Raw genomic sequence first — 24,422 nt, forward strand, 5'->3', positions numbered from 1 at the left:
TTTCATCCGTTTTTTTCTTTCTTTTTCATTCTCTTCTGCCCCTCCCTGCAAAGGGAAAGCAGTGAACATTCTTCACAGTTGGGACGCTGGGCTTTGCAGTGATAGCGCCCGAAAAAGATCATCCGGTGATGCGTGACGCTCCACTCCTCTACCGGGACTTTCCGCATCAATGTTTTTTCTACTTCAAGGACGGAATCCTTCCAGCGGCAGATGCCAAGCCGCTTGGAAACACGTTCCACGTGTGTGTCCACGGCGATGGCTGGTTCATCAAAAGCGACCGAGGCAACAACATTTGCCGTTTTCCTCCCCACCCCGGCGAGGCTTTCCAGCTGTTCTTTTGTGGGGGGAACTTCGCCGTCATACTTTTCAAGCAGGGTCTCCGACAACTTTTTAATATTTTTGGCTTTGTTACGGAATAGTCCGATCCGCTTGATGTCATTCTGGAGTTCTTCCAGCGGTACGTTCACATAATCTTCCGGACTTTTATATTTGGCAAATAAATCCGGAGTCACTTTGTTCACCAGCGCATCCGTCGCCTGAGCGGATAAGACGACAGCTACAAGAAGTTCAAATGGGTTGGTATGGTTTAATTCACATTCAGCATCCGGATACATCGATTCGAAAATATCCAGGCAGTAACGAATTTGTGATTTATTTAACATGAGCCTTTTTTTATGAATCCTCCTCCAGCCAGTTGTAATAGAGAGAAATATCCCTCTTTTTTCTTTCCTGATTCTGTGTCCGCTGAGCGGGCTGGCCCTGACGGAACTGTTTCCCCTGCTCTCTGGCCTGCTCCACCGTGCGGATCCCTTTTTTCTTCCATTCCCTCAGGATACGGTCGATGTATTTGAAATTAAGCTTGCTCATCAATACAGCTTCTCTTAAAGCAGCTTTAATTAAAGCTGGCGACTGTTCTTCCTCATCCAGCCAGATGTTGATCGTTTCAATCTCAAATGGTGACAAAGGTCTGCCGAATTCCTGTTCAAATAATGGAAAGATGTTATCATCATAATTCGTTTCCTTTTGCGGACGCGCCTTGTTCACGGTGAACAGTTTCTCCCATAATGGTTCAAGAGAATAACGCTCATTGAGGACCTGATGTTCGTTATGGTTCTGCTCAATGGTCATCAATCGTTTTTGAATAAGGCTGCGCAGAACTTTTGAACAGTCCTGGCTTGTGATAGATAAATGCTCTGCGATTTGTTCAGGTGTCGGAAAATCATTTCCTTCTGTTCCGAACCTGTGAATCTGCAGCAGGACAACCAATTCGGTTTCATCCATATTCAACTGGTGATAATGCATCAGCAGCTGTTTGGGAACGACTATTTGGTTATCAAGGATGTCTTGAAAGCTTTGGTATTTTCCCAAATGAATTCCTCCGTTCCTATACTTGCTCATGGAATGAAAAACACCGATAAGCCGTAGGCTGAACATCGGTGTTTTTCTCTGCCGTCTATTTTATCATGGATACAGGCGGTTAAGCAGACGTGGGAATGGAATCGTTTCACGCACGTGTTCGACACCTGCGATCCAGGCGACTGTCCGTTCTAAGCCCAGTCCAAAACCTGAGTGAGGCACGCTGCCATACTCACGAAGCTGCAGGTACCATTTATAGGCATCTCCGGAAAGGCCGTGTTCTTCATAACGCTGTTTCATCAGCTCAAGATCATCAATACGCTGGGATCCACCGATGATTTCGCCATACCCTTCAGGAGCGATCATGTCTGCGCATAATACTACTTCCGGACGTTCCGGATCCGGCTTCATGTAAAATGCTTTGATTTCTGCCGGGTAATTGGTGATGAACACCGGTTTGTCATAAGCTTCGGCAATAGCCGTTTCATGCGGTGCACCGAAGTCTTCTCCCCACTCAATGTCATCAAATCCTTTTTCCTTCAACAGCGTCACGGCATCATCGTAGCTGATTCTAGGGAACGGTGCCTTGATTTTTTCCAGTTTTTCTGTGTCACGGCCGAGTGTATCGAGCTCGATTCTGCAGTTGTCCAATACTGACTGGACCACATGGCTGACATACTGTTCCTGAACTTCCAGGCTGTCCTCGTGATCCATAAAGGCCATCTCCGGCTCAATCATCCAAAACTCAATCAAGTGACGACGTGTTTTAGATTTTTCCGCACGGAACGTTGGTCCAAAACTGAAAACGCGTCCGAATGCCATCGCTGCCGCTTCCATATAAAGCTGTCCACTTTGAGAGAGATAGGCATCCTCTTCGAAATACTTCGTATGGAACAGTTCCGTGGATCCTTCTGCTGAGGAACCGGTGAGGATTGGTGGATCAATTTTTGCATAGCCGTTCGTATTGAAAAATTCATACGTTGCACGGATAATTTCGTTCCGCACTTTCATAACCGCATGCTGACGCTTGGAACGGAGCCACAGGTGGCGGTGATCCATAAGAAATTCTGTTCCGTGTTCCTTTGGCGTAATCGGGTAGTCGACCGCTTCCTGAATTACTTCAAACCCTGTCACCTGCATTTCATAGCCGAGGGGGGACCTTGTATCCTCTGCAATGACACCGGTCACATAAAGAGAGGTTTCCTGGGTAAGTCCTTTGGCCTCCTGGAACTTTTCTTCGCCGATGTCCGCTTTAACGACGATCCCCTGCATGAATCCTGTACCGTCACGGAGCTGCAGGAAGGCGATCTTTCCGCTGGACCGCTTATTACTTAACCAGCCACCAATGGTGACTTCTTTTCCAATTTGTTTAGCTGCTTCTGAAATCGTTGTTTTCACACGAATACCTCCAACACTGCTTTATGATTGATGTTTCTCGACGAACCGCTTGATCCGTCCGGCTGCTTCCTCCAGCTGCTCCAGGGAGGTTGCATAAGAAAGCCTTACGTTCTCAGGACTTCCAAAACCGGATCCGGGAACCAGAGCGACTTTTTCTTCATCCAATAGTGCTTTCACCATGTCGTCAACAGATGAAAATCCGCATAGGGAAGCGGTCTCCTGAACGTTCGGGAACAAGTAGAAGGCACCGGAAGGTTTGGCACATTTCACTCCAGGAATCTCCAGAAGGAGCTCATGAAGAACGTCCAGCCTTTCCTTGAATGCTTTTTTCATTTCCACTACTTTTTCTTCTGAGCCTTTATAGGCGGCAAGTGCCGCATACTGGGCAATAGAAGTTGGATTTGATGTGGAATGGGAAGCCATATTGGTCATTCCTTTTATAATCTCTTTTGGACCCGCTGCGAATCCGATTCTCCATCCTGTCATAGAATGGGATTTGGATACCCCATTGATGATCACTGTCTGATTGTATAACTCATCAGATAGCTGCGCAATGGAAACATGCTTTTCTTCGGTATAAATCAATTTTTCATAAATTTCATCCGACACGATTAACAACCCGTGTTCAAGACAGATTTCTCCAAGAGCTTTCAGTTCCTCTTCAGAATACATCATACCTGTCGGATTGCTCGGTGAATTGATAATCACCGCTTTGGTTTGATCGGTAATGGACGCTCTCAACTGCTCTGGAGTCAATTTAAAGTGATTGGCTTCTTCAGCCGGCACAATGACCGGATTCCCCTGTGCCAGTTTGATTTGTTCCGGATAGCTCACCCAGTAAGGAGCAGGAACGATCACTTCGTCCCCTGGATTCAAAATAACCTGGAAGAGCGTAAACAGGGCGTGTTTGGCTCCTGTTGTTACAATGATTTGTTCGTTGGAATACGTCAGCGCCTGATCGCGCTTCAATTTATCGGTGATGCTTACTTTCAATTCAGGAATTCCACCCGCTGGTGTGTATTTGGTCAATCCATCATCCATGGCTTTTTTTGCAGCGTCCAGAATATAAGAAGGCGTATTGAAGTCCGGTTCTCCCGCTCCAAGTCCGATGACATCGTGTCCTTCTGCCTTCAACGCTTTCGCCTTGGCTGTAATCGCTAATGTAGTGGATGGTGTTAATGATTGTACACGTTCTGCTAACTTCATGAACCTCACTCCTTAATTGTTTTGTCGGAACGCAAACCTCTGATCAAAGGATTCTCCACTTAATGTAAAATAATCAAGTACATATCTGCCCTGCTCATCAGTATAAACGAGCTCATAGACAGGCTGTTCCTCTTCGTATCCGTAGGAGACATCCTTGAAACGGCAGTCCGGACAATTCGAGGACCACCGGCTGATCAGTTGTTCTTCTGAGAGAACTTCAGCTTGATTCACATCGGTCAAAACCGTGTCGACTGCTTCATTGATGAAAACGAGCGAGGCTTCTCCGTCTGACGCTTCCCCTTTTACGACGAACACTTCTGTTTCCCCGTTGTACGTTTCAACCTGATCCACGGCCGTCATATTCGTTTTCTGCAAGGCAAAAGCTGCGGCCTGTTCATGCCCTGCGGTTCTGTCCTGATTAATTTGTGTATACATCCAGATGAAAAAAATAAGTAAAAGAAGAACAAGTCCAGCGAGAATTCCGCCGCCCCATTTGACCCACTTAGGTACGGTATATGGTGAAGACTGCGGTTTCAGCATCGTCATCATCCAGCGCCATTCCAAACATTAGGTTATCTTCTTTCAATGTGCGATTCAATGTGTCTACCACTTTATAGAGGTCATCTGTCTTTTTAATTTTAACTGTAGATAACGTTTCTATTTTGTTTTCCATCGTTTCTTCCTCCCTTTACCAGGCCTGTGCCCGATTGTAATTATAACAGCTCTTTCCGCACCAGGGTATCGGTTACAGCCAGTTTTCAATCCGGTCCATTAGTTTTTTTGTCGAATCATAAACGACCGGTATATCAGGAAGGGATGATAAGAAATACTTCCCATACTTCGATTCCATCAGACGCTGATCACACACGATGACAACGCCTCGGTCACTGCTGCTTCTAATCAGCCGCCCGAACCCCTGTTTAAATCGGATGATTGCCTGCGGAAGGGACTTTTCCATAAACGCGTTTTTCCCTTCCTGCTTCAGACGTTGATCGATCGACTTCTGCACAGGTTGATCCGGGGGTGCGAAAGGCAGCCGCACCATCATGAGACAAGACAAGTCATCCCCTGGAATATCCACACCTTCCCAGAAGGAACTCGTCCCGAGAAGGATGGCCTGATCGAATGCCTGGAAATTCTTTTTCAAACGGTCTCTGCTTCCGCTCGAAATCCCTTGTGCAAAAATCATAAATTCTTCAGGGTCTATGAATTCCTTTAAGAGACTGTATGTCCGGCGGAGCATATCATAAGAAGTGAAGAGCACCATCATCCGTCCGTTTGTGACATGTGCTGTTGAATAAATCGCTTCACTCAAAGCTTCAATAAATGTATCGGGATCGTTTTTAATATCAGGAAAGTCATCCGGTACCAACAGCTGCACCTGTTCGTGGAAAGGATATGGAGAAGGAATCGACGTCTCGATGACATCAGGTTCATCTCCAAGACCCAGCGATTCACGGATGTACTTGAAAGAATCTCCGGTTGTAAGCGTGGCACTGGTCAGTACGACGCTCTTCTTCTGATTGAACAACCGTTCCTTCAAAATGCCGGGAGTGTTCAATGGTTCGCTGTACAAGTAAATCGAATTGGCTGCCCCTTCCCCTTCAATTTCAATCCAGCGGACACTCTCTTCATCCTGACTATCAAAATAGTTGATCAACTGATGCCGGATATCCAGACAGACTTCCTTTTGCGTGTGGATTCTCGAAAGAAGGATAGGAATGCCATGGTCTTCTTTTAATGTAAGAAGAATCTGCAGTTCATTCTGCATGGACGTCAACTGCTCGGTTATGACAAACACCGCAGACAAAAAGCGGTTCGACATTTCCTTCGCACTCTGCATGAACGAAGCGGACCGTTCTTTTTCCAGAGTCATCTGTGTCCGCCCTACATCACTTCTGCCTCTGTTTGAATTTCTTTGCTTTTTCACATGCTGGTAAATGTACCTGGAAAACTGGCTGAGTTCTTCCTTAGCTTCATCCACGGCCTTTTGGAGTTTGTTCAGGTGACTGTAAAAGGACTGCGGGACAGGCCATCCCTTATACAGACTTTTCTGGGCAAGTTCCGTCGTCTGCGTTAAATACCTCTGGAGATCCCTGTAGTTCATCCGCAGGCCGAAATACCTTCCGGCTACGGCTTCCAGGTGATGGGCCTCATCCACAACGGCACGATCATAGGAAGGCAGGGATGTTTCTTCTTTGATGATATCCAGACAGAACAGAGCATGGTTTGTAATGATGATATCAGCCTCTTCCGCTCTTCTCAACGCCCACTGGAAAAAGGAATCATCCGTATACCCGAGCTGTTCCGTTTTAGAGGACTGCTCGGCTGAAACCTTATGCCAGAATTGACGGCCGTTCGAAGGAAGCTGAACTTCATCAATATCACCGGTTCGTGTTTTAGTGAGCCAGACGAGAAGCATAGCTTTCGTCAGAGCTGTATCATAATTATCCTGATAGCTGCGCTCAAGCTCATATTGAAAGTGAATCAAACTGATGTAATGACCTTTACCTTTGTATAAAACGGCACGGATTGGTCTTGGAAACATACGTTCAATTTTCGGAATTTCTTCTTCCAGAAGCTGTTTCTGCAGGCTGTTGGTATGTGTCGTTATTAAAATACGCTCATCATTTTTCACCGCATGATAGACCGCAGGAAGAAGGTAGGCGGCGGACTTCCCGGTACCGGCCCCTGCTTCGATCACAGCGTGACGGTTCTCTTCCAGAGCCTTGTGGACATGGGAGGTCATTTCCTGCTGTCCCTTCCGGATTTCATATTCCGGAACCATTGATTTCAGACCGTTCTCCCCTTCATATACCTCTTTGTTCCACTGCTCAAAAGGTGGAAAGATTGAGGAAGAAGCGGAACGCACCTCATCCGGGCGGCGGCTCCGGACAGCTATACCGTACAAAATTTCGATATCGGTGTCTTTTTGATTCCGATACCTCGCTTCCTCTACCGCAGACTCGAAAAAGGACCTCAGGTCACTTTTCAGTTTTGCCTCGATTTTCAGTAGCTGGGATAGTGTCCTTTCCGGAAGGGCCTGCATCTGTTTCAGCAGATACTGCAGCAAATCAGCAGTCACCTGGGCATCTGAGAGCGCTCTATGCGGGCGGTCATGGCCCATGTCCAGCTTTTCAGCCAGATGTCCGAGTTTAAAAGCAGAGGAAGTCGGAAGCATGATCCTGGCCAGTTCTACTGTATCAATGATGGGATTATGTAAGCGTGGAAATCCGCATCTCTGCAGTTCATCATTCAGGAAACCAAGATCAAATTCAATGTTATGCGCCACGATATAAGCATCTTTCAATAATGGATGAATGTCTCCAGCTATTTCTGAAAACAATGGCGCATCCATGACATCCTCTTCATCAATCCCGGTCAGAGACGTAATAAAAGGTGGAATGTCTCTTTCCGGATAGATCAAAGAAGAGAATTCACGAATCACAGAACCTGCTTCATTCATTAGAACGATTCCGATTTCAATGATCCGGTCTCCTTTAGGTGATGCGTTTCCTGTTGTTTCTAAATCTACGATTGCAAATGTTGTCATGTTACCCCTACTTTCACCACAAAAAGGAAGGACCCTGCCTTCACGGACAGGCACAGATCCTCTTCTCATGCTTTAAGCTTTCAATAAAGTGGAAGCGTTGATAAAGGCGGCTCTTCCTCTATCATTTCCACCACCTGATTCTGTTCATTCATGAGAGCAATTTTTGGACGGAATTCCCCAAGCTCTTCCTCACTGAGCATGGCATAGGCTACGATGATTACGATATCACCCGGCTGCACGAGACGGGCGGCTGCTCCGTTCAGGCAGACGACGCCACTGCCTCTTTCTCCGGCTATCACATAGGTCTCCAGCCGGGCACCATTATTATTGTTGACGACCTGGACTTTTTCGTGGGGAAGAATCCCCGCCTGATCCAGAATATCCTGATCTATCGTAATGCTTCCCACATAGTTTAAATTCGCTTCCGTAACACGGGCGCGATGAATTTTTGATTTCATCATCGTTCGAAACATCTTGTTTCCTCCCTGTGCCTCACCCTGTTGTTATCTTTCCATTCCGGTCAAAAACCACATTATCAATCAGCCGGGCCTTTTCATAGAAAACGGCAGCGGCCAGAATAACAGGCCTGTCTATGACGTCCACAGATGTCAATTCAGGATAAGATAGTAATTCAATATAGTCTATTCTACCACGAGTTCTGCTTTCGAGAAACTTTGTAACCGATTCTATGATTCGGGCGGGGCTCCTCTCCCCATCCTCCACCATCCGCCTTCCTGCCTGCAGCGATTCCTGAATCGCCGGGGCCTCATCTCTTTCCCCTGCTGTGAGGTGAACGTTACGACTGCTCTTGGCAAGGCCGTCTTCCTCACGCACTGTAGCTACAGGGACGAGTTGGATATCATAATTGAAGTCGTTGATCAGCGCATCAACGACAGCCACCTGCTGAGCATCCTTCATCCCGAAATACGCTTGATCGGGCATCACGATGTTGAATAATTTAGTCAAAACCGCGGCCACCCCGTCAAAGTGTCCGGGCCGGCTTTTTCCACACAGCACATCCGTCCTTTTCGTGACAGACAGCTGAATCGACATAGGCTCCGGATACATCATGGCTGTGGTTGGGAAAAATAAAACATCCACGCCGTGTTCTTCCGCTAGGTTTCTGTCCCGTTCTTCATCGCGGGGATATGTATCCAGATCTTCTCCAGCTCCAAACTGCAGGGGATTGACGAAAATGCTGAGGATAACTATGTCATTTTCGCTCCGGGCGGTCTCGATCAACTTCAGATGTCCTTCATGAAGGTAACCCATCGTTGGAACAAACCCCACGGTCCGGCCTTCCTTTTTCACCTGTTTTACATGCTGCTGTACATCTCTAATGTTACCAAATACTTTCATTCCCAATCACTTACTCCTTTGGAAGACCCGACATATTCATTGTAAACGTATGTTTTTCCTCAGGAAATGCCCCGCTTTTAACCTCTTGGACATAGCGGGTAATCCCGTCCCCAAAAGCTTGATTTCCATCGGTGTAGGACTTCACAAATTTAGGAAGACGCCCCACTCCATAGTTGAGAAGATCATGGTAGACCAGAACCTGCCCGTCACAGTCGGCTCCCGCTCCAATCCCGATGGTAGGGATGGCCAGCTTTTCGGTTATGAAAGAGGCCAGTTGACGAGGAACACATTCAAGAACGAGCATCATCGCCCCGGCCCTTTCGATTTCCAATGCCTCATCCAGTAAACGCGCAGCGGTTTCCTTGTCTTTTCCCTGCACTTTGTATCCACCGAGCACATTGACCGACTGCGGCGTCAGTCCGATGTGTCCGACAACCGGAATGCCGGCTTTGACAAGCTTAGCTATGGTTTCAGAGACTTCTCCGCTTCCTTCCAGTTTCAAAGCCTGTGCGTCTGTTTCCTGGTACAGCTTTTTCGCGTTGCTGAGTGTATCAGCTGTGGAAATGTGATAAGACATGAACGGCATATCTACAACTTTGAACGTTTGGCCTGCCCCGCGGCTGACCGCTTTTCCGTGATGGATCATATCCTCGACGGTCACAGGAATCGTGGATTCATAACCGAGGACGGTCATACCAAGACTGTCGCCGACTAAAATCATATCAGCTCCCGCTGCTTCCACTAGTTTCGCAGAAGGATAATCGTAGCTTGTCACCATCGCTATTTTTTCTTGATCGTGTTTCATTTGAAGGAACTGCTGTTTGTTAAGCAAGGTATCCACCTTCTCCCCAATGAATTTCCGCTGAATACAATTTCTCTTCTTCCCCTGTCTTTCTCCTGGCGCGCAGAGCTCCATCCGGTTCGATTCCGAGAAGAGTCGCTTCCCACGTCTCTTTCATCGTCGAAATCGTGACGTCCTCCCCGATCTTATATCCGTACTTCTCCCAGTCTTCTTTGACCGATTGGAAGCCATCACGGATGAACTGGTCGTAGGAGGATTCAAACAATGTAAGAAAATGCTGGATCGTTTTTTGTATGTTCCAATCAACACCGGACTCGGTTTTAAAGGAAGAGGCTTTATAACGGATATCAGAAGGGATGTCTTCCTCCTCCTGATTGACGTTCATGCCGATGCCGAGCACGATGTACTGGATCGTATCCTGTTCTGCCTGCATTTCTGTAAGAATTCCCGACACTTTTTTGTGATGGATCAACACATCGTTCGGCCACTTGATCTGTGGCTCAAGCTCGGAGCGCTCATCAATCATTTTAGCAATAACCGTAGCTGCAAGAAGGGTCAACTGCGGCGCTTCCACGGGTGGCAGATCCGGCTTCAGCAGAAAGCTCATCCATATCCCTTTGCCTTTCGGTGAGTCCCAGCTACGGGCCATGCGTCCTTTTCCTCCGACTTGTTCATCGGCGACCACAACGGTTCCATGTGGTTTCCCCTGCTTGGCCATCTGATGGACGATTTCCTGTGTGGAATCCACCTGATCATAATGATACAGCTGGTGTCCCATCCACCGGGTTTCAAGACCCCACTGTAATGTGTTTTCGCTGATCTTGTCCGGGAACCCTTGGATTTTATACCCTTTCCGTTGAACCGCTTCGATTTCATAGCCGTCTTTTTTCAATTCATTCATATGCTTCCATACAGCGGTCCTTGATATATTCAGCTGTTCAGATAACTGCTGTCCGGAAATATGACCTTCCTGCTTCGTCAATAATTCAATCAGATGTTTCCGGGTGGATTCCATGTGATGACCCACTCCTTTATTTTTTCATAATCGTTCTCCAGCACCCCTTCGACTACATTGCGCTCCACGGCCTTCATCGTTTCTGATATCCAGGGGCCTTTCGTTTTTTCCGGGTGCAGGGCAATCAAGTCCATCGACTCAAACTGAAGGTCTTTTCTATGGCCGATAGGCAGGTGATGCTTCTGATCCAACAGGCGTTCTTTTATGCCACGATCCATTCCTGCCGCTTCCGTGACACGGTCAAATGAACTGTACAATGATTCGGGAAGACAGTAGGCCAGCCATGCGGTCACATCTTCTGCGTCCGTATAAAGGGTCATGGCTTCCATCAGTTGATCCGTTTCTCTTTTTTCCTGATTCGATCGTTTCCATGTTTTAAGAAAAGCAGATGCAGGAAAAGAAGAATCCTGAAGACAGAGAAAGTTTGCTATCTCCGGCCACGATTTCAAAGGGCTGAGCGGAGGATTTTTAAAAAGCCCCGTTTCTTTAAGAAAAGGAAGCTGATGTAACAGACCGGTTTCCTCAAGAAGCCCCAGCGCATTCTTTATGCCTTGACCAGCGAAGGTTTTTCGTGTCTCTTCCGCCACTCGTTCCATCGATATGTTCGCGAGTAGTGGAGCCTGCTTTATCAGCGCCTCTTTTGTGGCCCCTGTCACTTCAAAACAAAGCTGGCTCGAAAAACGGACCGCCCTCATCATTCGTAAAGGGTCTTCCTGAAATCGGTCGCAGGGATTACCGACAGCCATTATCTGTTTATGTTTTATTGCCTTTCTCCCATCAAAAGGATCAATGATCCTGCCCTGTCTGTCCATGGCCATAGCATTCATCGTAAAATCCCGCCGGGCAAGATCTGTTCGAATATCAGAGACGAAGGTCACCTCATCGGGATGCCTGTAGTCCTCATATCCGGATTCTGTTCGGAAGGTCGTCACCTCATAGGAGATGGATCGGTGTCTGACGATGACCGTGCCGTGCTCGATACCAACAGGAATGACCTTTTCAAAGATTTCCTGGATTTTCGAAGGAGGCAGGGATGAAGCGATATCGATATCACCAACCGCTCTACCACTTACATGATCCCTTACAGCACCACCGGCTATATACGCTTCGCCACCGGCTTCCTCAATTCTCTGCATCACCTCAAAGGCTTGTTCAAAAAGAGGGTCATGCTTCATCAGCAAGCACCTGCCGATACAATTCTTCATATTCATTCAAAATGGTGGCTGTGGCAAATTTATCCTGCACGACTGTTTTCGCCCGTTTAGACATTTGGTGATGATGGTCCGTGTTAGCAAGGATTTTATTGGCAAAATATGCCGTCTGTTCAATATTCCCCAGTTCAGCTATATAACCCGTTTCACCATGATCAATAACTTCAGGTATCCCTCCGATATTCGTGCCGATGGACGGAACACCGCAGGCCATCGCCTCAAGGAGAACCAGACCGAAGCTCTCTTTTTCGGACAAGAGAAGCTTAAGGTCAGCAATGGAAAGCAGATCACTGACATTCTCCTGCTTCCCAAGGAATAATACATCCCCATCCAATCCGAGGTCCTGAACAAGCTGATAACAGGCGGAATACTCCGGACCGTCACCGACGAGAAGGAGCTTTGCAGGTCTTTCCGATCGGACTTTGGCAAAGGTCCGGATCACATCAGGCACCCGCTTAACCTTCCTGAAGTTGGAAATGTGAATCAAGACAGCATCCTCATCTTTGATGCCGTAATGGTCCTTCAAGTGCTGGTTCGACTTCCGGTAATATTCACGTTCATCAACGAAGTTGTAAATCACATCAATGGAACGATCTGTATGTAGCATTTCCTGTGTCTGGTCCACAAGACTATGAGAGACAGCGGTCACACGGTCAGACTGTTCAATACCGAATTTGATCATTTCCTGAAGGCTCGTATCGATCCCCAGTACAGTAATATCCGTCCCATGAAGGGTCGTTATAATTTTCACATCACGGTTACACATCTGCTTGGCTAAAATAGCACAGACCGCATGCGGCATCGCATAGTGCACATGAAGAATATCCAGTTCTTCACGATTGATGACATCCGCCATCTTTGCTGCTAATGCCAAATCATAGGGTGGATGCTGAAAGACAGGATAGCTGCTGACCTCCACCTCGTGGTAATAAATATTCGGATACACCCGGTTCAGCCGGAAAGGTACCTGTGAGGCCACAAAATGTATTTCATGCCCATTTTCAGCGAGCAGCTTACCCAGTTCTGTTGCGATGACACCTGATCCCCCGACAGTCGGGTAGCAGGTGATTCCTATTTTAGCCATACTACGTTCACTCCTGTTTTCTGTTCTCTTCTATGATGCTGTTCCATTCAATATCGTCATGATCGAGAGCTCTTACCATAATCTCTGCGCCTGCCAGGTTCGTTGCAACTGGAATCTGGTGGACATCACAAAGGCGTAGAAGAGCGCTGATGTCCGGCTCATGAGGCTGGGCAGTGAGCGGGTCTCTGAAGAAAATGACCATCTGCATTTGTTCGTCTGCAATTCTCGCTCCGATCTGCTGATCCCCGCCGAGCGGGCCGGATTGGAAACGAGTCACGTTCAATCCAGTTTCATCCGCAATCCGCATACCTGTCGTTCCCGTTGCGAAAAGTTCATGCTTCGAAAAAACAGCGGCATGCTTTTTTGTAAACTGAATGATATCTTCTTTCTTTTTATCGTGGGCAATTAAAGCAATGTTCATGGTCAAACTCCCCTTTTAATCGAGTAGATGTTCCAATCCATAAACCAGCGTATCCAGTTCAACAGCTTTTTCAACAGCAAGCTTCACTCCACTCATGAAAGACTCCCTGTGAATGGAATCGTGCTTGATTGTGAGGGTTTCTCCAAGTCCACCGAAGACGACTTCCTGGTGAGCGACGAGCCCCGGAAGACGCATACTATGAATTCTCATTCCCTCTTCATCAGCACCACGGGCGCCCTGCAGGGTTTCTTTTTCATCCTTGTGGCCCTGATGATGAGGATTGCGGACTTCCTTAATCAACTCCGCCGTCTTCACCGCTGTACCTGATGGGGCATCAAGCTTCTGGTCATGATGTTTTTCAATGATTTCAACATCAGGAAAATGCTTGGCGGCCCATTTGGAAAACTGCATCATTAAAACGGCGCCGATAGCGAAGTTCGGTGCAATCACGGTACCCAGCTGTTTTTCTTCGGCAAGGCTGGTCAATTCCTGAAGCTGCTCCTGCGTAAACCCCGTTGTGCCGACCACCGGACGCACGCCATTGTTCAATGCAAGCTTCGTATGGATATACCCGTTATCCGGCGTCGTAAGATCAATCAGTACGTCCGCCTCCACCTCATTCAGGCAGACTTCGGCATCCGTGTAGATCAAAGCGTCCAAGTCAGGGAGTCCCTGGATATCCCTGATATTCATGCCGTCATTTTCCCTGTCAATACATGCGGCCAGGCTCAAGTGCTGCTCCCGTTGTATCATATTCAAGGCTTCACTGCCCATTTTACCACGAGGTCCTGCTACAATCACCTTAATCGTTTCCATTACTCTTCCTCCTTTTTAGTCCAACGGTCTTTATCCCGAGTTTCTATTTTGCTCATGGACTGCTCAAATGCCTCAGACAGGTCGATATCAAGAGAGTTTGCGAAACAAGTCAGCACAAAGATGACATCGCCAAGCTCCTCTTCCAATGCTTTATCCTTTTCGGTCTTTTTCTTAGGTTTCTCCCCATATCTGTGATTGACTTCCCTTGCCATTTCTCCAACTTCTTCTGTAAGCCTTGCCTGAAGGCTGAGAGGTGAGAAATACCCCTCTTTAAATTGTGATATGTAGTTATCGACACGTTTTTGGATGTCCTGTGTTGTATATTCCATTATAAGTCCCTCTTTTCCTTCACGGATTCTCTCTAAATGTTAGCCAAAAGGAGCTCATTTGACAAATTTTCCGTTTATTCCACCTTCTCCTGCCTGTTCATATTGCCGCTCATTCGACAAACAACTATAATGATAATCGTGCAGATGACCTTGGAGGTGGACATATGAAAATTTTCGGACTGCGTGTGAAAAATATAACCCTGATTATACTGGGGTCCGCTGTGTTTTCGTTCGGGATCGTTCATTTCAATATTCAGAATGAACTCGGTGAAGGCGGCTTCACAGGGATCACCCTTTTACTGCTGTATTTATTCAACTGGGATCCTGCTGTGATGAACATTGTTTTGAACATTCCCGTCCTTTTTATCGGATGGCGGATTTTGGGACGTACGACATTCTTGTACTCCTTGATTGGAATTGTCGCGGTTTCCGTATTTATAGCTCTGTCCCAGCGGTATATGATTACCATCGATCTTTCGGATGATCTTACACTGGCTTCGCTGTTTGCGGGGGTGTTTATCGGCGTCGGTTTAGGAATCATATTCCGATATGGCGGAACAACCGGTGGTGTGGACATCATCGCCAGACTCATCAACAAATACCTTGGCTGGAGTATGGGCCGGGCGATGTTCGTTTTTGATGCTCTCGTGATTTTCATTTCTGCCATTACTTATTTAGAACATGTCCGAGGAATGTATACGCTTGTCGCGGTTTTTGTCGGTGCGAAAGTGATTGATTTCATCCAGGAAGGTGCCTACGCTGCCCGTGGAACGACCATCATATCGGAAAAGAGCGAAGAGATCTCACAAAAAGTTATGCAGGAGATGGATCGAGGTGTGACCGTACTTGACGGCCGCGGATCGTTTTCCGGTTCTAAACGGGATGTTTTATATTGTGTTATAGCGAAAAACGAAATTGTGCGGCTAAAGACCATCATCGAACAGATTGATCCCCATGCGTTTGTAGCCGTCAGCCACGTCCATGATGTGATGGGTGAGGGGTTTACTTTGGATGAAAACAAAAACCCCATTGACTAGGACCATCCTGGAAAACAAAAAAAGACCTCCGCTGCCGGAGGTCTTTTTTCCTGTCCTTTACTCTTCGTTCATCCCAATGAACATGAATACAAAGCGGAGAAGTTCGGCAAGGGCAACGAGTGCACCCGCCACATATGTCATTGCCGCAGCATTGAGGACCTTCTTCGTTTTCCGTTCTTCATCATTCCGGATGACGCCGGTCGACACCAGCTGTGCCATGGCACGGTTGGAAGCATCGAATTCCACAGGCAGTGTAATCAGCTGGAACAGCACGGCTGCTGCGAAGAAGACAATCCCGACAAAGACAAGACCTGTCATCTGAAGCAGCATACCACCAATCAATAGGAAGATAGAGATATTGGAACCAAAGCTTGCTACCGGGACGAGGGCGCTTCGAAAACGAAGGAAAGCATAATCCTCCGCATCCTGTATGGCGTGCCCCACTTCGTGTGCTGCCACTGCTGCACCGGCTGTGGAGCGTCCGTGATAAATGTCTGAAGAAAGACGAATCACTTTGGAGCGCGGATCGTAATGGTCTGTCAAATGGCCGCGGACTTCTTCCACAGCTACATTAAAGAGGCCGTTGTCATTAAGAATTTTTCGTGCTACTTCAGCACCTGACATGGACGATGAAGTAGGGACTTGTGAATATTTTTTGTACGTAGACTTCACTTTAGACTGAGCCCACAAAGGGATAATAAAAATCAAAGCAAAGTAAATGATAAAACTCATTTGTCATTCCTCCATAAGAATGGTTCTTAGGTCAATTTTAGTCAAATCCCTCTGGAAAATCAACTATTATGTTCTTTTATTGTGTGTCTAATTTTTGAACGGGAAGGGTGCTTCATCACCCCTACATAAAAAAGAACCGCAAGGATAAATCCTCCCACCCCGGCAGCCGTTCCCTGCAAAGACACTCCTTCACCACTGCTGCTTTGAACCAGCGCATCGACCATTGCAGAGGAATAGGCAGCCGTTTCGGCCGTCGGTTGAAGATGATGCTGTTCAAGTGCCTGCCGGAGCTGTCTGGTATCTACAGTGTCATACACGTGCATCACGACCGGCTCAAGGTTCTCCCAGTCCAGAAGAACCTGCTCCGCCGGAGTACTATACAATGCCTCATGGAAAGCTGCTAATTTTTGTTCCACTGCTGTTTCTCTGTCTGGTGCAGTAAGCACTTCAAAGAATAGGAGAGCCGCTTCCGACGGCCGGTCTCCATTTTCGGACATGTTCAAGTTCTCCCAGACGGTTCGGTCCTCTTCAGACACCCCGCGCATATAGGTTTCCATATCCGTCCACCTGCTATGCAGGAGCCTCTCTGCTGCCTCAATTTTTCCGTCATGAAGAAGTGACCTGTACTGGCTGTAAAATCGTTCCCACTGCTCCGGGGCTCCCTCACCCCACCCATCATGCAGGCTCAGCGGCATGAGTGTGAAAATCAGGGATATGAACACAACTTTACACACCTGTCCCATTTCACTTCTCCCCTCTCATTATCCCGATTAGTTACATGTTATGAAAGGGGATCCACATTTAGACGTTCTGTATCTTTTTCATAAGGGAATAGGCTGCACCTATACAGATCAGACTCAGCCAGAAGGTGAAATAGCCGATTTCCTTCATATGCTCCATAATTGCCGGATAGACAGGCATCTGTTCAAAGACATAGTCAATGACATCATTATGAAGCGTCCATACAGCAGCAAAAAGAATATGCCTGATCCGCATTGCATAAAAGGGCGCATACAGAACCCCCTGAACAGCCATGGCACTATGAGAAAGTATAAGCATGTAACCGGTCCACGGCAGAACGCCATATTCCATAAAGGTAAGACCGTTCATCACCACCGCCCATACCCCATATTTAAGCAGTGTAATGAGCGCGAGCGCTTCTATATATGGGACATTCCTTCCGAATAGATAAAAACCAAGAAAGATTGTAAAAAACAAACTGGCTGTGGGGCTGTCAGGAACAAACAGGAGGAAGATCGGTTCTGTTACCTCCAGCTGCGGTTCATACCATAGATACCCGTAAATCGTTCCTCCGAGATTAACAAAAAATAATACGATTAAAAAAAGCCGGTGCGTCAAAATATATGTCAACATCTGTTTCATGCGAACCTTCCTCCTGTAACAAAAGAAACCGCGCATGTTTCAGCGCGGCATTCATCAATCTATTTTGTTCATTCTTCAGAAGACCCATTCTCTTCTTCTGAATCTTCACCATTCTCTCCTTCAGAGGAACTTTCTTCCTCGGAAGATTCTTCTTCAGAGGAGCTTTCTTCCTCGGAAGAGCCTTCTCCTTCGGAAGAACCTTCTCCTTCGGAAGAACCTTCTCCCTCAGAAGAGCCTTCTCCTTCAGATGAGCCTCCTTCACCACTGCCTGCCCCGACAACAAACTCAGCAAGCTGCTGAAGTTCCTCATCCGTTCCGTTAAAGATTCCAGCCGGCATGGCGCCTTTACCATTCACTGCAATGTCCTTCACTTGGTCAACCGTCAGCTCTGCATCAATTAATGATGGGTAGCTTCCCTGACCTTGAAGGGCATCGCCGTGACAGCTCAGACAGTTGGCTTCATAAACGGCATAACCCGGAGCTGATTTATCAATTGTGGATTCAACCGCTTCCACGTTCACACCATATTTCTCCGCACGCATTTCGTAATCTGCATGTGTGACGGATTCATAGGTAAGCCAAAAGGTGGCTGCGAAACCAAGAAGCATCAGGCCTACAGCAATTGGACGCTTGTGAGGACGTCGTTCCGGTCCACGGTCCAGGAACGGTGCCAGCAGAAGTGCACCGAAGGCAAGACCCGGCATAACAATCGCTCCGAGAACAATGTAATCCCCGCCGGCAAATTGATATTTAAGGAATTGATACAAGAACAGGAAGTACCAGTCCGGTAGCGGAATGTAACTCGCGTTGTTTGGATCCGCCTGCTGCTCCAGCGGTGACGGATGGGCAGCGGTAAGTATTAAAAACCCGATCAGAAAGACCGATCCTACCAGCCACTCTTTCAACAGGAAGTTGGGCCAGAACGCTTCCGTGCGGCCTGGATATTCTGAATAGTCTTTTGGTAAATTGGCTTTTTGTTCGGCAGTGACCCTTGAATCACCGACGAACTTCATCCCTTTTCCCCTATGCACAGCTTTCCCTCCTTCTTTTGCTATTTTATAGTGGTCCGGAAATACCTTGTTTACGGATTAGGACAAAGTGGAAGGCCATTAATCCGAACAATGCTGCCGGAAGGAAAAATACGTGGATAGCAAAGAAACGTGTAAGCGTTTGAGCACCAACAATCGATGGGTCACCGGCAAGCAGTGTACGGATTTGATCTCCGATAAACGGTGTTGCCGCTGCAATCTCAAGACCTACCTGAGTAGCGAAATAAGCTTTGTTATCCCATGGAAGCAGATACCCTGTAAAACCAAGACCAAGCATGACAAAGAACAATAGGACCCCAATCACCCAGTTCAATTCACGCGGCTTTTTATAAGCGCCCTGGAAGAATACCCGCAGTGTATGTAAGAATAACATCACAATGACGAGACTGGCGCCCCAGTGGTGCATCCCACGTACGATTTGACCGTAAGCAACCTCTCGCTGTAAGTAATAAACCGATTTCCATGCGTTCTCAATATCTGGTACATAGTACATGGTCAGGAACATTCCGGACAGAATCTGAATGACTGTTACGAAGAATGTAAGACCACCAAAACAGTAAACAAATGCTGAAAAGTGATGTGCCGGGTTGACGTGCTCAGGAACTTCGTGATCCGCTATATCACGCCATAACGGGGTTACATCGACACGCTCGTCCACCCAGTCGTAAATTCTCTGAAGCATGTGTTATGCCCCCCCTCTGTCTTTTGCTTCACCTAAATAAAGCATACCTTCTTTGGTTTCGTGCTCAAAAACAGGTAATGGTGCGGTCGGCGGTGTGCCCGGAACGTTATCGCCGTCTTTTGTATAACGGCCCCCGTGACACGGACAGTAGAACTCATTCGGGTACTCATCATTGGAACCCCAGTCCACTGTACAGCCTAAATGGGTGCAGATCGGTGACAGGGCAACGATTTCATCATTGTCATCCTTGTATACCCAGGCTGTTTTCTGTACTTCAGATTCGTACCAGCCGTCCACCTGGTCGATGGTCCACTCGAAGCGCTGCGGCTCTTTTGTGATCTCATCGACAGAAGCAACCGATTTCAAATCGCCGCCTTCTTTGGACTTCAAAACGGGATCGATTGCGAACCGAACCATCGGAGCAAGCATACCGGCAGCCATGAAACCGCCTACACCAGTGAGCGTGTAGTTCAGAAACTGACGTCGGGACACCCTCTTTTTATCGCTCATACTTTTCCCCCCTCTATGCTGTAATCCATGCAGCATGGATCGATCACACATGGTTTAACTAGGACATTACCATGATAGCGCAATCTTATAGCCTGGTCAATAAAATATCAAACCTTGTCGGAAGTTTTATCCAGTCACCAATAGGCCTGGATCAGTTCACTGATGCCGCGGGCCTGTTCCTTCACAAATGCCTGTGTTTCTGTCGATTTCATGCTGCCGCTCGACATCCCCGGCACCCAGATTAAACGGCCGGCCAAATCATCCTCATGTTTCTTCCAGCCGCTGTCGAACGTAAATAGGAAAACGTGTTCAAACGGCTGTTCCCTGAAACGCCGAATCCACTCATTTAATCTTTCTTTCTCCTTTTCGTATCCACCCTTTAAATAGGCATAGTCAGGGGAAAGAAAGATCCTGCCTCTGTATTCTTTTTCAATCAGGTTCATAAACACCTGATTCAGCTCCCGTTGGAAAGCCTGCCCGACCATCTGCTGGTCCCCGGCGGGGTCAAAGGGTATCAGTGGAATCATTAGCGTGTCCACGTATTGTTTTTCCGGTAAGTACTGGGTCGTATCTGCTTTCGTCCATTTCATAAGTATCCCCTGCCTTTGTTATGTACGTTTTTCTATATTTTACTACATAAAAATAAAAAATAAAGTCAGCGAACATCATAGGATGCTCCTGACTTTATTTTTTAATAAAACGCACTCAGTTCCTCTTTCACTTTTTCGAGCCGGCCGCACAACTCGGTAAAAACCGTCCGTTCCCCATTGATCAGGGATTCATCAATCTGTTCTTCAATCTGCTTTCTCCGATGTTGGAGAAGGCTGATTTTCAACAGGCGGTCTGCTTCATTCTTATCACGGTCATTCAAATAATAATCTTTGGGGAGATATGGATTCTCTTCAAGAACAAGCGCATATTTGGAACACTGCTGGGCATTCTCGAAGTTCATCTGAATATAAACCGGCTCCCCCTGATTCATACGAAGATCATGAAAGGATTTTTCCGCATCGTTGGTCATGACCTGACCTTTATAAAACCGGAAAGGGGGATCAGAGACTCCCTGCGCACTAATTTCCATACCACGGGGACAAAACTTCACTTCCTGGACGAAATGAACACTGGATAAAAGAGATTCATGATTCATTAAATAGTTAAGAATCCAGACACTTTCCCTCTTTTTCAACTGAAAGTGATTCAAAAACCAGCGGACAAAATCTTTTTTCTCATCCACAGAAATTGGTGTCTGCATATGCGCCCCTCCTGCGCTTTAGTTTTCCATTTATTCCTCATTCAGACGCTTAACGAAATCCTCGATCTCAGTATCAGCAGGGTCGATGGCAAGGTATTCCTTGAAGACACGGACACCTTCTTCCATACGGCCGTCCTCAACGAGGAAGTATCCGTAGGATTTGAGGAAGTCGGTGTCTTCCTTAAGGGAAAGATAAGCCTGGCTGTATTGTTCATAGGCTTCCTTGAAACGCTCTTCCTCTTCCAGAGCATGGGCAAGCTCCCATAGATAATGGGGGTCTTCCTCACCTAAGGAAATCAGTTCTTGAATTAAATCGATGATCTGATCATAGTCCTCATCGGATTTAAAGTTTTCAATCAGAAACAGAACAGCTTCTTTATAGCCGGGGTCCAGGGCGACCGCTTCCCGCATGAGACGGTATCCTTCTTCCTTATTCCCCTGACGGTGGGAAAGACTGCCGGCAAGGTGATAAAGTTCTTTGTTGAATTCGTCTTTAGCAAGTCCTTTTCGAGCCATATCAAGGGCTGCCTGAGGCATCCCTTCGGACTCATAAGCCTGAGCCAGGTGTGGATAAACCGATTGGAAGTAAGGATCTTTCTCAATCAGTTCCTCCCAGACGTGAATCGCGATATCATTACGGTTGGCCTGGAAAGCCACAAATCCATAACGGAAGAGAACATCCGGATTGTCCTCTTCCACCTTCTGGAAGAATTCCAACGCCTGCTCAAATTCCCCATTGGCCGCATAGGCTTCAGCCAGTCGTGTGGCCACTTCTATATCACCAATCACAGGCTGATGGTGCATGGCATTTTCATAATACGGGATACTCTTGGAGTACTCCCCATTTGAAAACGCGAGTTCACCAAGAGCAAAATCAATAATGGCTGAGTTTGGTTCCACGTTTTTAGCAGCCAGAAGTTTTTGTTCGGCTACTTCATACAGCCCCTGGGCCTGATACAAATCAGCAAGCTGTACCAGCGCCTGAAGATAGTCTTCGTCTTCAGGTCCGAATTGGTTCAGCAGTTCGATTGCTTCATCATCCTCATCAAGATCGATGTGAATTTCTGCCATCATCACTTTCAATTCCTGTTCTTTCGGATAGCGTTGAATTAGTTCGTGAAGCACCATTTTCGCTTCTTCCAGCATTCCCCACTGCATGTACAGTTCTGCAATGGTAAAACGCTCCTCTTCATCCGCCTCTGGCAGATATGTTGTCAGTGTTTTTATTGCATCTTCCGTCTTATGGGCCTCCATTTGACGAATGGCTTTTTGTATTTCCTCCATGATGACATCCTTTCCACGTTAAGCACATGCATGTGATTCTTCACTTTATTTAGATCGGATGGAGTTTTCCATCCGTCCGCTCGTATTTTTGTTTATTGGAACAGCACTATGATATCTGAAAACATCCTTCTCTTCAAACGTTCCGGCTCTCCATCGGAAAACCACGTCTTTCAGATTAATCATACCATAATGTCCATACAGTGAAGACCACATTTCTGATTAGTCGTTCGACGATATTCCATTCCGCTGACGAATTTTGTCCAAGGTTTCCATTCAGGAGCGGGTAAGATGAAAAGAAGAATAGATGTCAGGGTGCGGATGTCTGTTTATGTACAACAGACCTCTTCATGATGTGGTCATATTCCAGATATCTGCTGCGTAAGCTATTCACTAGGTGTTCAAACCGAAGAAGCAGGTCTCTCTTTTCAGTCATAAGCCGCCGTCACATAATCCCACCAGGCCGAATGCGCTTCCATTACCATAAAAATCTGTACGACCCATCCCTTTCCTCGTGGTGACCCTCTCTGGTGGACATCCCTGAATCATCTTCTCTTTCCTTTTACGCAAAGAAGCTCTCTACGATTACCTCCACCAGGCAGGCTTTTTATATCGTATGAGAGCTTCAATGAAACTATGAAGTTATTTTAACGGAGGACTCCATTTAAATGCTCAAAAAAGGAAGGATAGGAAATATTGATGCAGTCCTTGTCCTGAATCGTGACCGGCTCAGCACTGATAAGAGAAGCGACAGCACCCATCATCCCTATTCTGTGATCACCATAAGAGTGGACGCTGCCTCCTGTTAAAGAAGCTCCTCCATGGATGACCATACCGTCCTCAGTGGCCTCTGCTTCAGCTCCGAGCTTCGTAAGAGTAGTCACGACCGCTTCAATACGATCGGTTTCTTTGAATTTCAGTTCTTCAGCATCCTTAATGACGGTTGTTCCTTCGGCTTGTGTCGCAGCAAGGGCAATAATCGGAATTTCGTCAATAAGATTCGGGATCAGCTCACCATCCAGCTGCAGAGCCTTGAGACGGGAGCTTCTGACCCGGACGTCCCCGACCGGCTCGCGCCCGATATAGGTATGGATATCCGTTTCAATATCCGCCCCCATTCTTTTCATCGCCTGAATAATGCCGTCTCTGGTAGAATTCAACCCCACATCTTTAATCAGGAGATCACTGCCTGGAACGATGGCAGCAGCGACAATGAAAAATGCGGCTGATGAAATGTCTCCGGGAACTTTTATATCTGATGCCTGTGGCTGCTGACCACCCTCGATGGTAATGGCAGGTCCCTCTATGTTAAGATCCACGCCGAATTCAGGAAGAAGCATTTCTGTATGATTTCTTGTCTGTCCGAGTTCGATCACTTTGGTCTCCCCGTCCGCCAGCATGCCTGCAAGAAGAAGGGCTGATTTCACCTGCGCGCTTCTAACGGTAAGCTCATGTATAGTCCCTTTCAACTTACGGCCCCTGAATGCGAGAGGAAGCAGACGATTCTCATCCCTGCCGGAGATATCCGCTTCCATCTGCTTTAATGGGACGACGACACGATCCATCGGCCGCTTGGATAAGGATGCATCCCCAAAGGCCGTCGTAAATAAAGGCAGCCCCGCCAAAACCCCGCTCATCAATCTTGCGGTTGTTCCGGAGTTGCCGAAATTCAATGGAGAAGACGGCTCCTTGAGGCCTTGAATTCCTCTTCCATATACCGTCAGACGGTCATCCTGCTGATCAATTCTGACACCCATCTCACGAAAAGCTTCGACAGTCCGAAGGCAGTCCTCTCCCGTTAGGAAATTGGTAATATATGATGTTCCCTCTGCCAATCCCGAAAATATAACAGACCGGTGGGATATTGATTTATCGCCAGGGACAGACATAGTCCCCTGCAGCTGCTTCTGTGTCGGCTGCAATTGTATCTCTGTCATTCTTCTGCC

26 protein-coding genes and 1 pseudogene are annotated in these 24,422 nt (G+C 47.2%); 1 reads left to right on the forward strand and 26 read right to left on the reverse strand.

What is annotated here, in order from left to right; all coding sequences use genetic code 11:
• Positions 1–2: 2 nt before the first annotated feature.
• From nth to ACXAD6_RS09575, 16 genes are all read right to left on the reverse strand, one after another.
• Positions 3–662, reverse strand: coding sequence for an endonuclease III (gene nth, locus ACXAD6_RS09500; protein ID WP_474968666.1), 660 nt, complete (start codon positions 660–662; stop codon positions 3–5).
• Positions 663–672: 10 nt separating this feature from the next.
• A complete protein-coding gene (locus tag ACXAD6_RS09505) occupies positions 673–1,368 on the reverse strand; it encodes a DnaD domain-containing protein (protein WP_474968667.1) in 696 nt (231 codons plus the stop codon).
• A 93-nt stretch (positions 1,369–1,461) separates the two neighbouring features.
• Positions 1,462–2,754: an asparagine--tRNA ligase gene (gene asnS, locus ACXAD6_RS09510; protein WP_474968668.1), complete on the reverse strand. Its 1,293-nt coding sequence runs from the start codon at positions 2,752–2,754 to the stop codon at positions 1,462–1,464.
• Between the two features lie 21 nt (positions 2,755–2,775).
• The gene (locus tag ACXAD6_RS09515) at positions 2,776–3,960 is read right to left on the reverse strand and encodes a pyridoxal phosphate-dependent aminotransferase (RefSeq protein ID WP_474968669.1); all 1,185 of its coding nucleotides are present in this window, start codon (positions 3,958–3,960) and stop codon (positions 2,776–2,778) included.
• A 12-nt stretch (positions 3,961–3,972) separates the two neighbouring features.
• A complete protein-coding gene (locus tag ACXAD6_RS09520) occupies positions 3,973–4,395 on the reverse strand; it encodes a cell wall elongation regulator TseB-like domain-containing protein (protein ID WP_474968670.1) in 423 nt (140 codons plus the stop codon).
• A 67-nt stretch (positions 4,396–4,462) separates the two neighbouring features.
• Entirely contained in the window at positions 4,463–4,633 is a 171-nt protein-coding gene (locus tag ACXAD6_RS09525; protein ID WP_084163023.1) for a YpmA family protein, read from the reverse strand.
• A 72-nt stretch (positions 4,634–4,705) separates the two neighbouring features.
• Positions 4,706–7,513 carry an ATP-dependent DNA helicase DinG gene (gene dinG, locus ACXAD6_RS09530; protein ID WP_474968671.1) on the reverse strand — a complete coding sequence of 936 codons (2,808 nt, stop codon included), beginning with the start codon at positions 7,511–7,513 and terminating at the stop codon, positions 4,706–4,708.
• Between the two features lie 80 nt (positions 7,514–7,593).
• Positions 7,594–7,986 (reverse strand): aspartate 1-decarboxylase, encoded by a 393-nt coding sequence (gene panD / locus ACXAD6_RS09535; RefSeq protein ID WP_474968672.1) that lies wholly within the window; start codon positions 7,984–7,986, stop codon positions 7,594–7,596.
• A gap of 19 nt (positions 7,987–8,005) precedes the next feature.
• Entirely contained in the window at positions 8,006–8,872 is an 867-nt protein-coding gene (gene panC / locus ACXAD6_RS09540; protein WP_474968673.1) for a pantoate--beta-alanine ligase, read from the reverse strand.
• A gap of 10 nt (positions 8,873–8,882) precedes the next feature.
• The gene (gene panB, locus ACXAD6_RS09545; protein ID WP_474968674.1) at positions 8,883–9,704 is read right to left on the reverse strand and encodes a 3-methyl-2-oxobutanoate hydroxymethyltransferase; all 822 of its coding nucleotides are present in this window, start codon (positions 9,702–9,704) and stop codon (positions 8,883–8,885) included.
• Positions 9,697–10,689 (reverse strand): biotin--[acetyl-CoA-carboxylase] ligase, encoded by a 993-nt coding sequence (locus ACXAD6_RS09550; RefSeq protein ID WP_474968675.1) that lies wholly within the window; start codon positions 10,687–10,689, stop codon positions 9,697–9,699. The genes panB and ACXAD6_RS09550 overlap by 8 nt, the downstream gene beginning before the upstream one ends.
• A complete protein-coding gene (locus ACXAD6_RS09555) occupies positions 10,665–11,864 on the reverse strand; it encodes a CCA tRNA nucleotidyltransferase (RefSeq protein ID WP_474968676.1) in 1,200 nt (399 codons plus the stop codon). Before ACXAD6_RS09555 ends, ACXAD6_RS09550 begins: the two co-directional genes overlap by 25 nt.
• Entirely contained in the window at positions 11,854–12,984 is a 1,131-nt protein-coding gene (gene bshA / locus ACXAD6_RS09560) for an N-acetyl-alpha-D-glucosaminyl L-malate synthase BshA (RefSeq protein ID WP_474968677.1), read from the reverse strand. The genes ACXAD6_RS09555 and bshA overlap by 11 nt, the downstream gene beginning before the upstream one ends.
• Positions 12,985–12,991: 7 nt before the next feature.
• On the reverse strand, positions 12,992–13,405 hold the full coding sequence (gene mgsA, locus ACXAD6_RS09565; protein WP_474968678.1) for a methylglyoxal synthase: 414 nt from the start codon (positions 13,403–13,405) through the stop codon (positions 12,992–12,994).
• Between the two features lie 15 nt (positions 13,406–13,420).
• Positions 13,421–14,221: a 4-hydroxy-tetrahydrodipicolinate reductase gene (gene dapB, locus ACXAD6_RS09570; RefSeq protein ID WP_474968679.1), complete on the reverse strand. Its 801-nt coding sequence runs from the start codon at positions 14,219–14,221 to the stop codon at positions 13,421–13,423.
• Positions 14,221–14,550, reverse strand: coding sequence for a nucleotide pyrophosphohydrolase (locus ACXAD6_RS09575; protein WP_035531332.1), 330 nt, complete (start codon positions 14,548–14,550; stop codon positions 14,221–14,223). Before ACXAD6_RS09575 ends, dapB begins: the two co-directional genes overlap by 1 nt.
• A 164-nt stretch (positions 14,551–14,714) precedes the next feature.
• On the opposite strand from ACXAD6_RS09575, the gene ACXAD6_RS09580 reads away from it, so the two are divergent.
• A complete protein-coding gene (locus tag ACXAD6_RS09580; RefSeq protein WP_474968680.1) occupies positions 14,715–15,587 on the forward strand; it encodes a YitT family protein in 873 nt (290 codons plus the stop codon).
• Positions 15,588–15,644: 57 nt separating this feature from the next.
• Here the strand turns inward: ACXAD6_RS09580 and ACXAD6_RS09585 are convergent, their stop codons facing one another.
• From ACXAD6_RS09585 to aroA, 10 genes and pseudogenes are all read right to left on the reverse strand, one after another.
• Positions 15,645–16,319 carry a zinc metallopeptidase gene (locus tag ACXAD6_RS09585; RefSeq protein ID WP_474968681.1) on the reverse strand — a complete coding sequence of 225 codons (675 nt, stop codon included), beginning with the start codon at positions 16,317–16,319 and terminating at the stop codon, positions 15,645–15,647.
• Between the two features lie 59 nt (positions 16,320–16,378).
• A complete protein-coding gene (locus ACXAD6_RS09590) occupies positions 16,379–17,062 on the reverse strand; it encodes a hypothetical protein (protein ID WP_474968682.1) in 684 nt (227 codons plus the stop codon).
• Between the two features lie 58 nt (positions 17,063–17,120).
• On the reverse strand, positions 17,121–17,693 hold the full coding sequence (gene lhaT / locus ACXAD6_RS09595) for a lipoprotein heptaprenylglyceryl N-acetyltransferase LhaT (RefSeq protein WP_474970394.1): 573 nt from the start codon (positions 17,691–17,693) through the stop codon (positions 17,121–17,123).
• A 281-nt stretch (positions 17,694–17,974) separates the two neighbouring features.
• Positions 17,975–18,733 (reverse strand): annotated as a pseudogene (locus tag ACXAD6_RS09600) (c-type cytochrome); the annotation flags it as partial.
• A gap of 25 nt (positions 18,734–18,758) precedes the next feature.
• On the reverse strand, positions 18,759–19,433 hold the full coding sequence (gene qcrB / locus ACXAD6_RS09605; RefSeq protein ID WP_027954406.1) for a menaquinol-cytochrome c reductase cytochrome b subunit: 675 nt from the start codon (positions 19,431–19,433) through the stop codon (positions 18,759–18,761).
• A gap of 3 nt (positions 19,434–19,436) precedes the next feature.
• Entirely contained in the window at positions 19,437–19,943 is a 507-nt protein-coding gene (locus tag ACXAD6_RS09610) for a QcrA and Rieske domain-containing protein (RefSeq protein ID WP_027954407.1), read from the reverse strand.
• A gap of 134 nt (positions 19,944–20,077) precedes the next feature.
• On the reverse strand, positions 20,078–20,533 hold the full coding sequence (locus tag ACXAD6_RS09615; protein ID WP_474968683.1) for a DUF2487 family protein: 456 nt from the start codon (positions 20,531–20,533) through the stop codon (positions 20,078–20,080).
• 101 nt (positions 20,534–20,634) lie between these two features.
• The gene (locus ACXAD6_RS09620; RefSeq protein WP_027954409.1) at positions 20,635–21,195 is read right to left on the reverse strand and encodes a ReoY family proteolytic degradation factor; all 561 of its coding nucleotides are present in this window, start codon (positions 21,193–21,195) and stop codon (positions 20,635–20,637) included.
• 30 nt (positions 21,196–21,225) lie between these two features.
• Positions 21,226–22,479 (reverse strand): tetratricopeptide repeat protein, encoded by a 1,254-nt coding sequence (locus ACXAD6_RS09625; RefSeq protein WP_474968684.1) that lies wholly within the window; start codon positions 22,477–22,479, stop codon positions 21,226–21,228.
• Between the two features lie 644 nt (positions 22,480–23,123).
• A complete protein-coding gene (gene aroA, locus ACXAD6_RS09630) occupies positions 23,124–24,413 on the reverse strand; it encodes a 3-phosphoshikimate 1-carboxyvinyltransferase (protein WP_474968685.1) in 1,290 nt (429 codons plus the stop codon).
• Positions 24,414–24,422: the final 9 nt, after the last annotated feature.

The sequence above is a fragment of the Halobacillus sp. ABH2_015 genome (assembly GCF_056158945.1).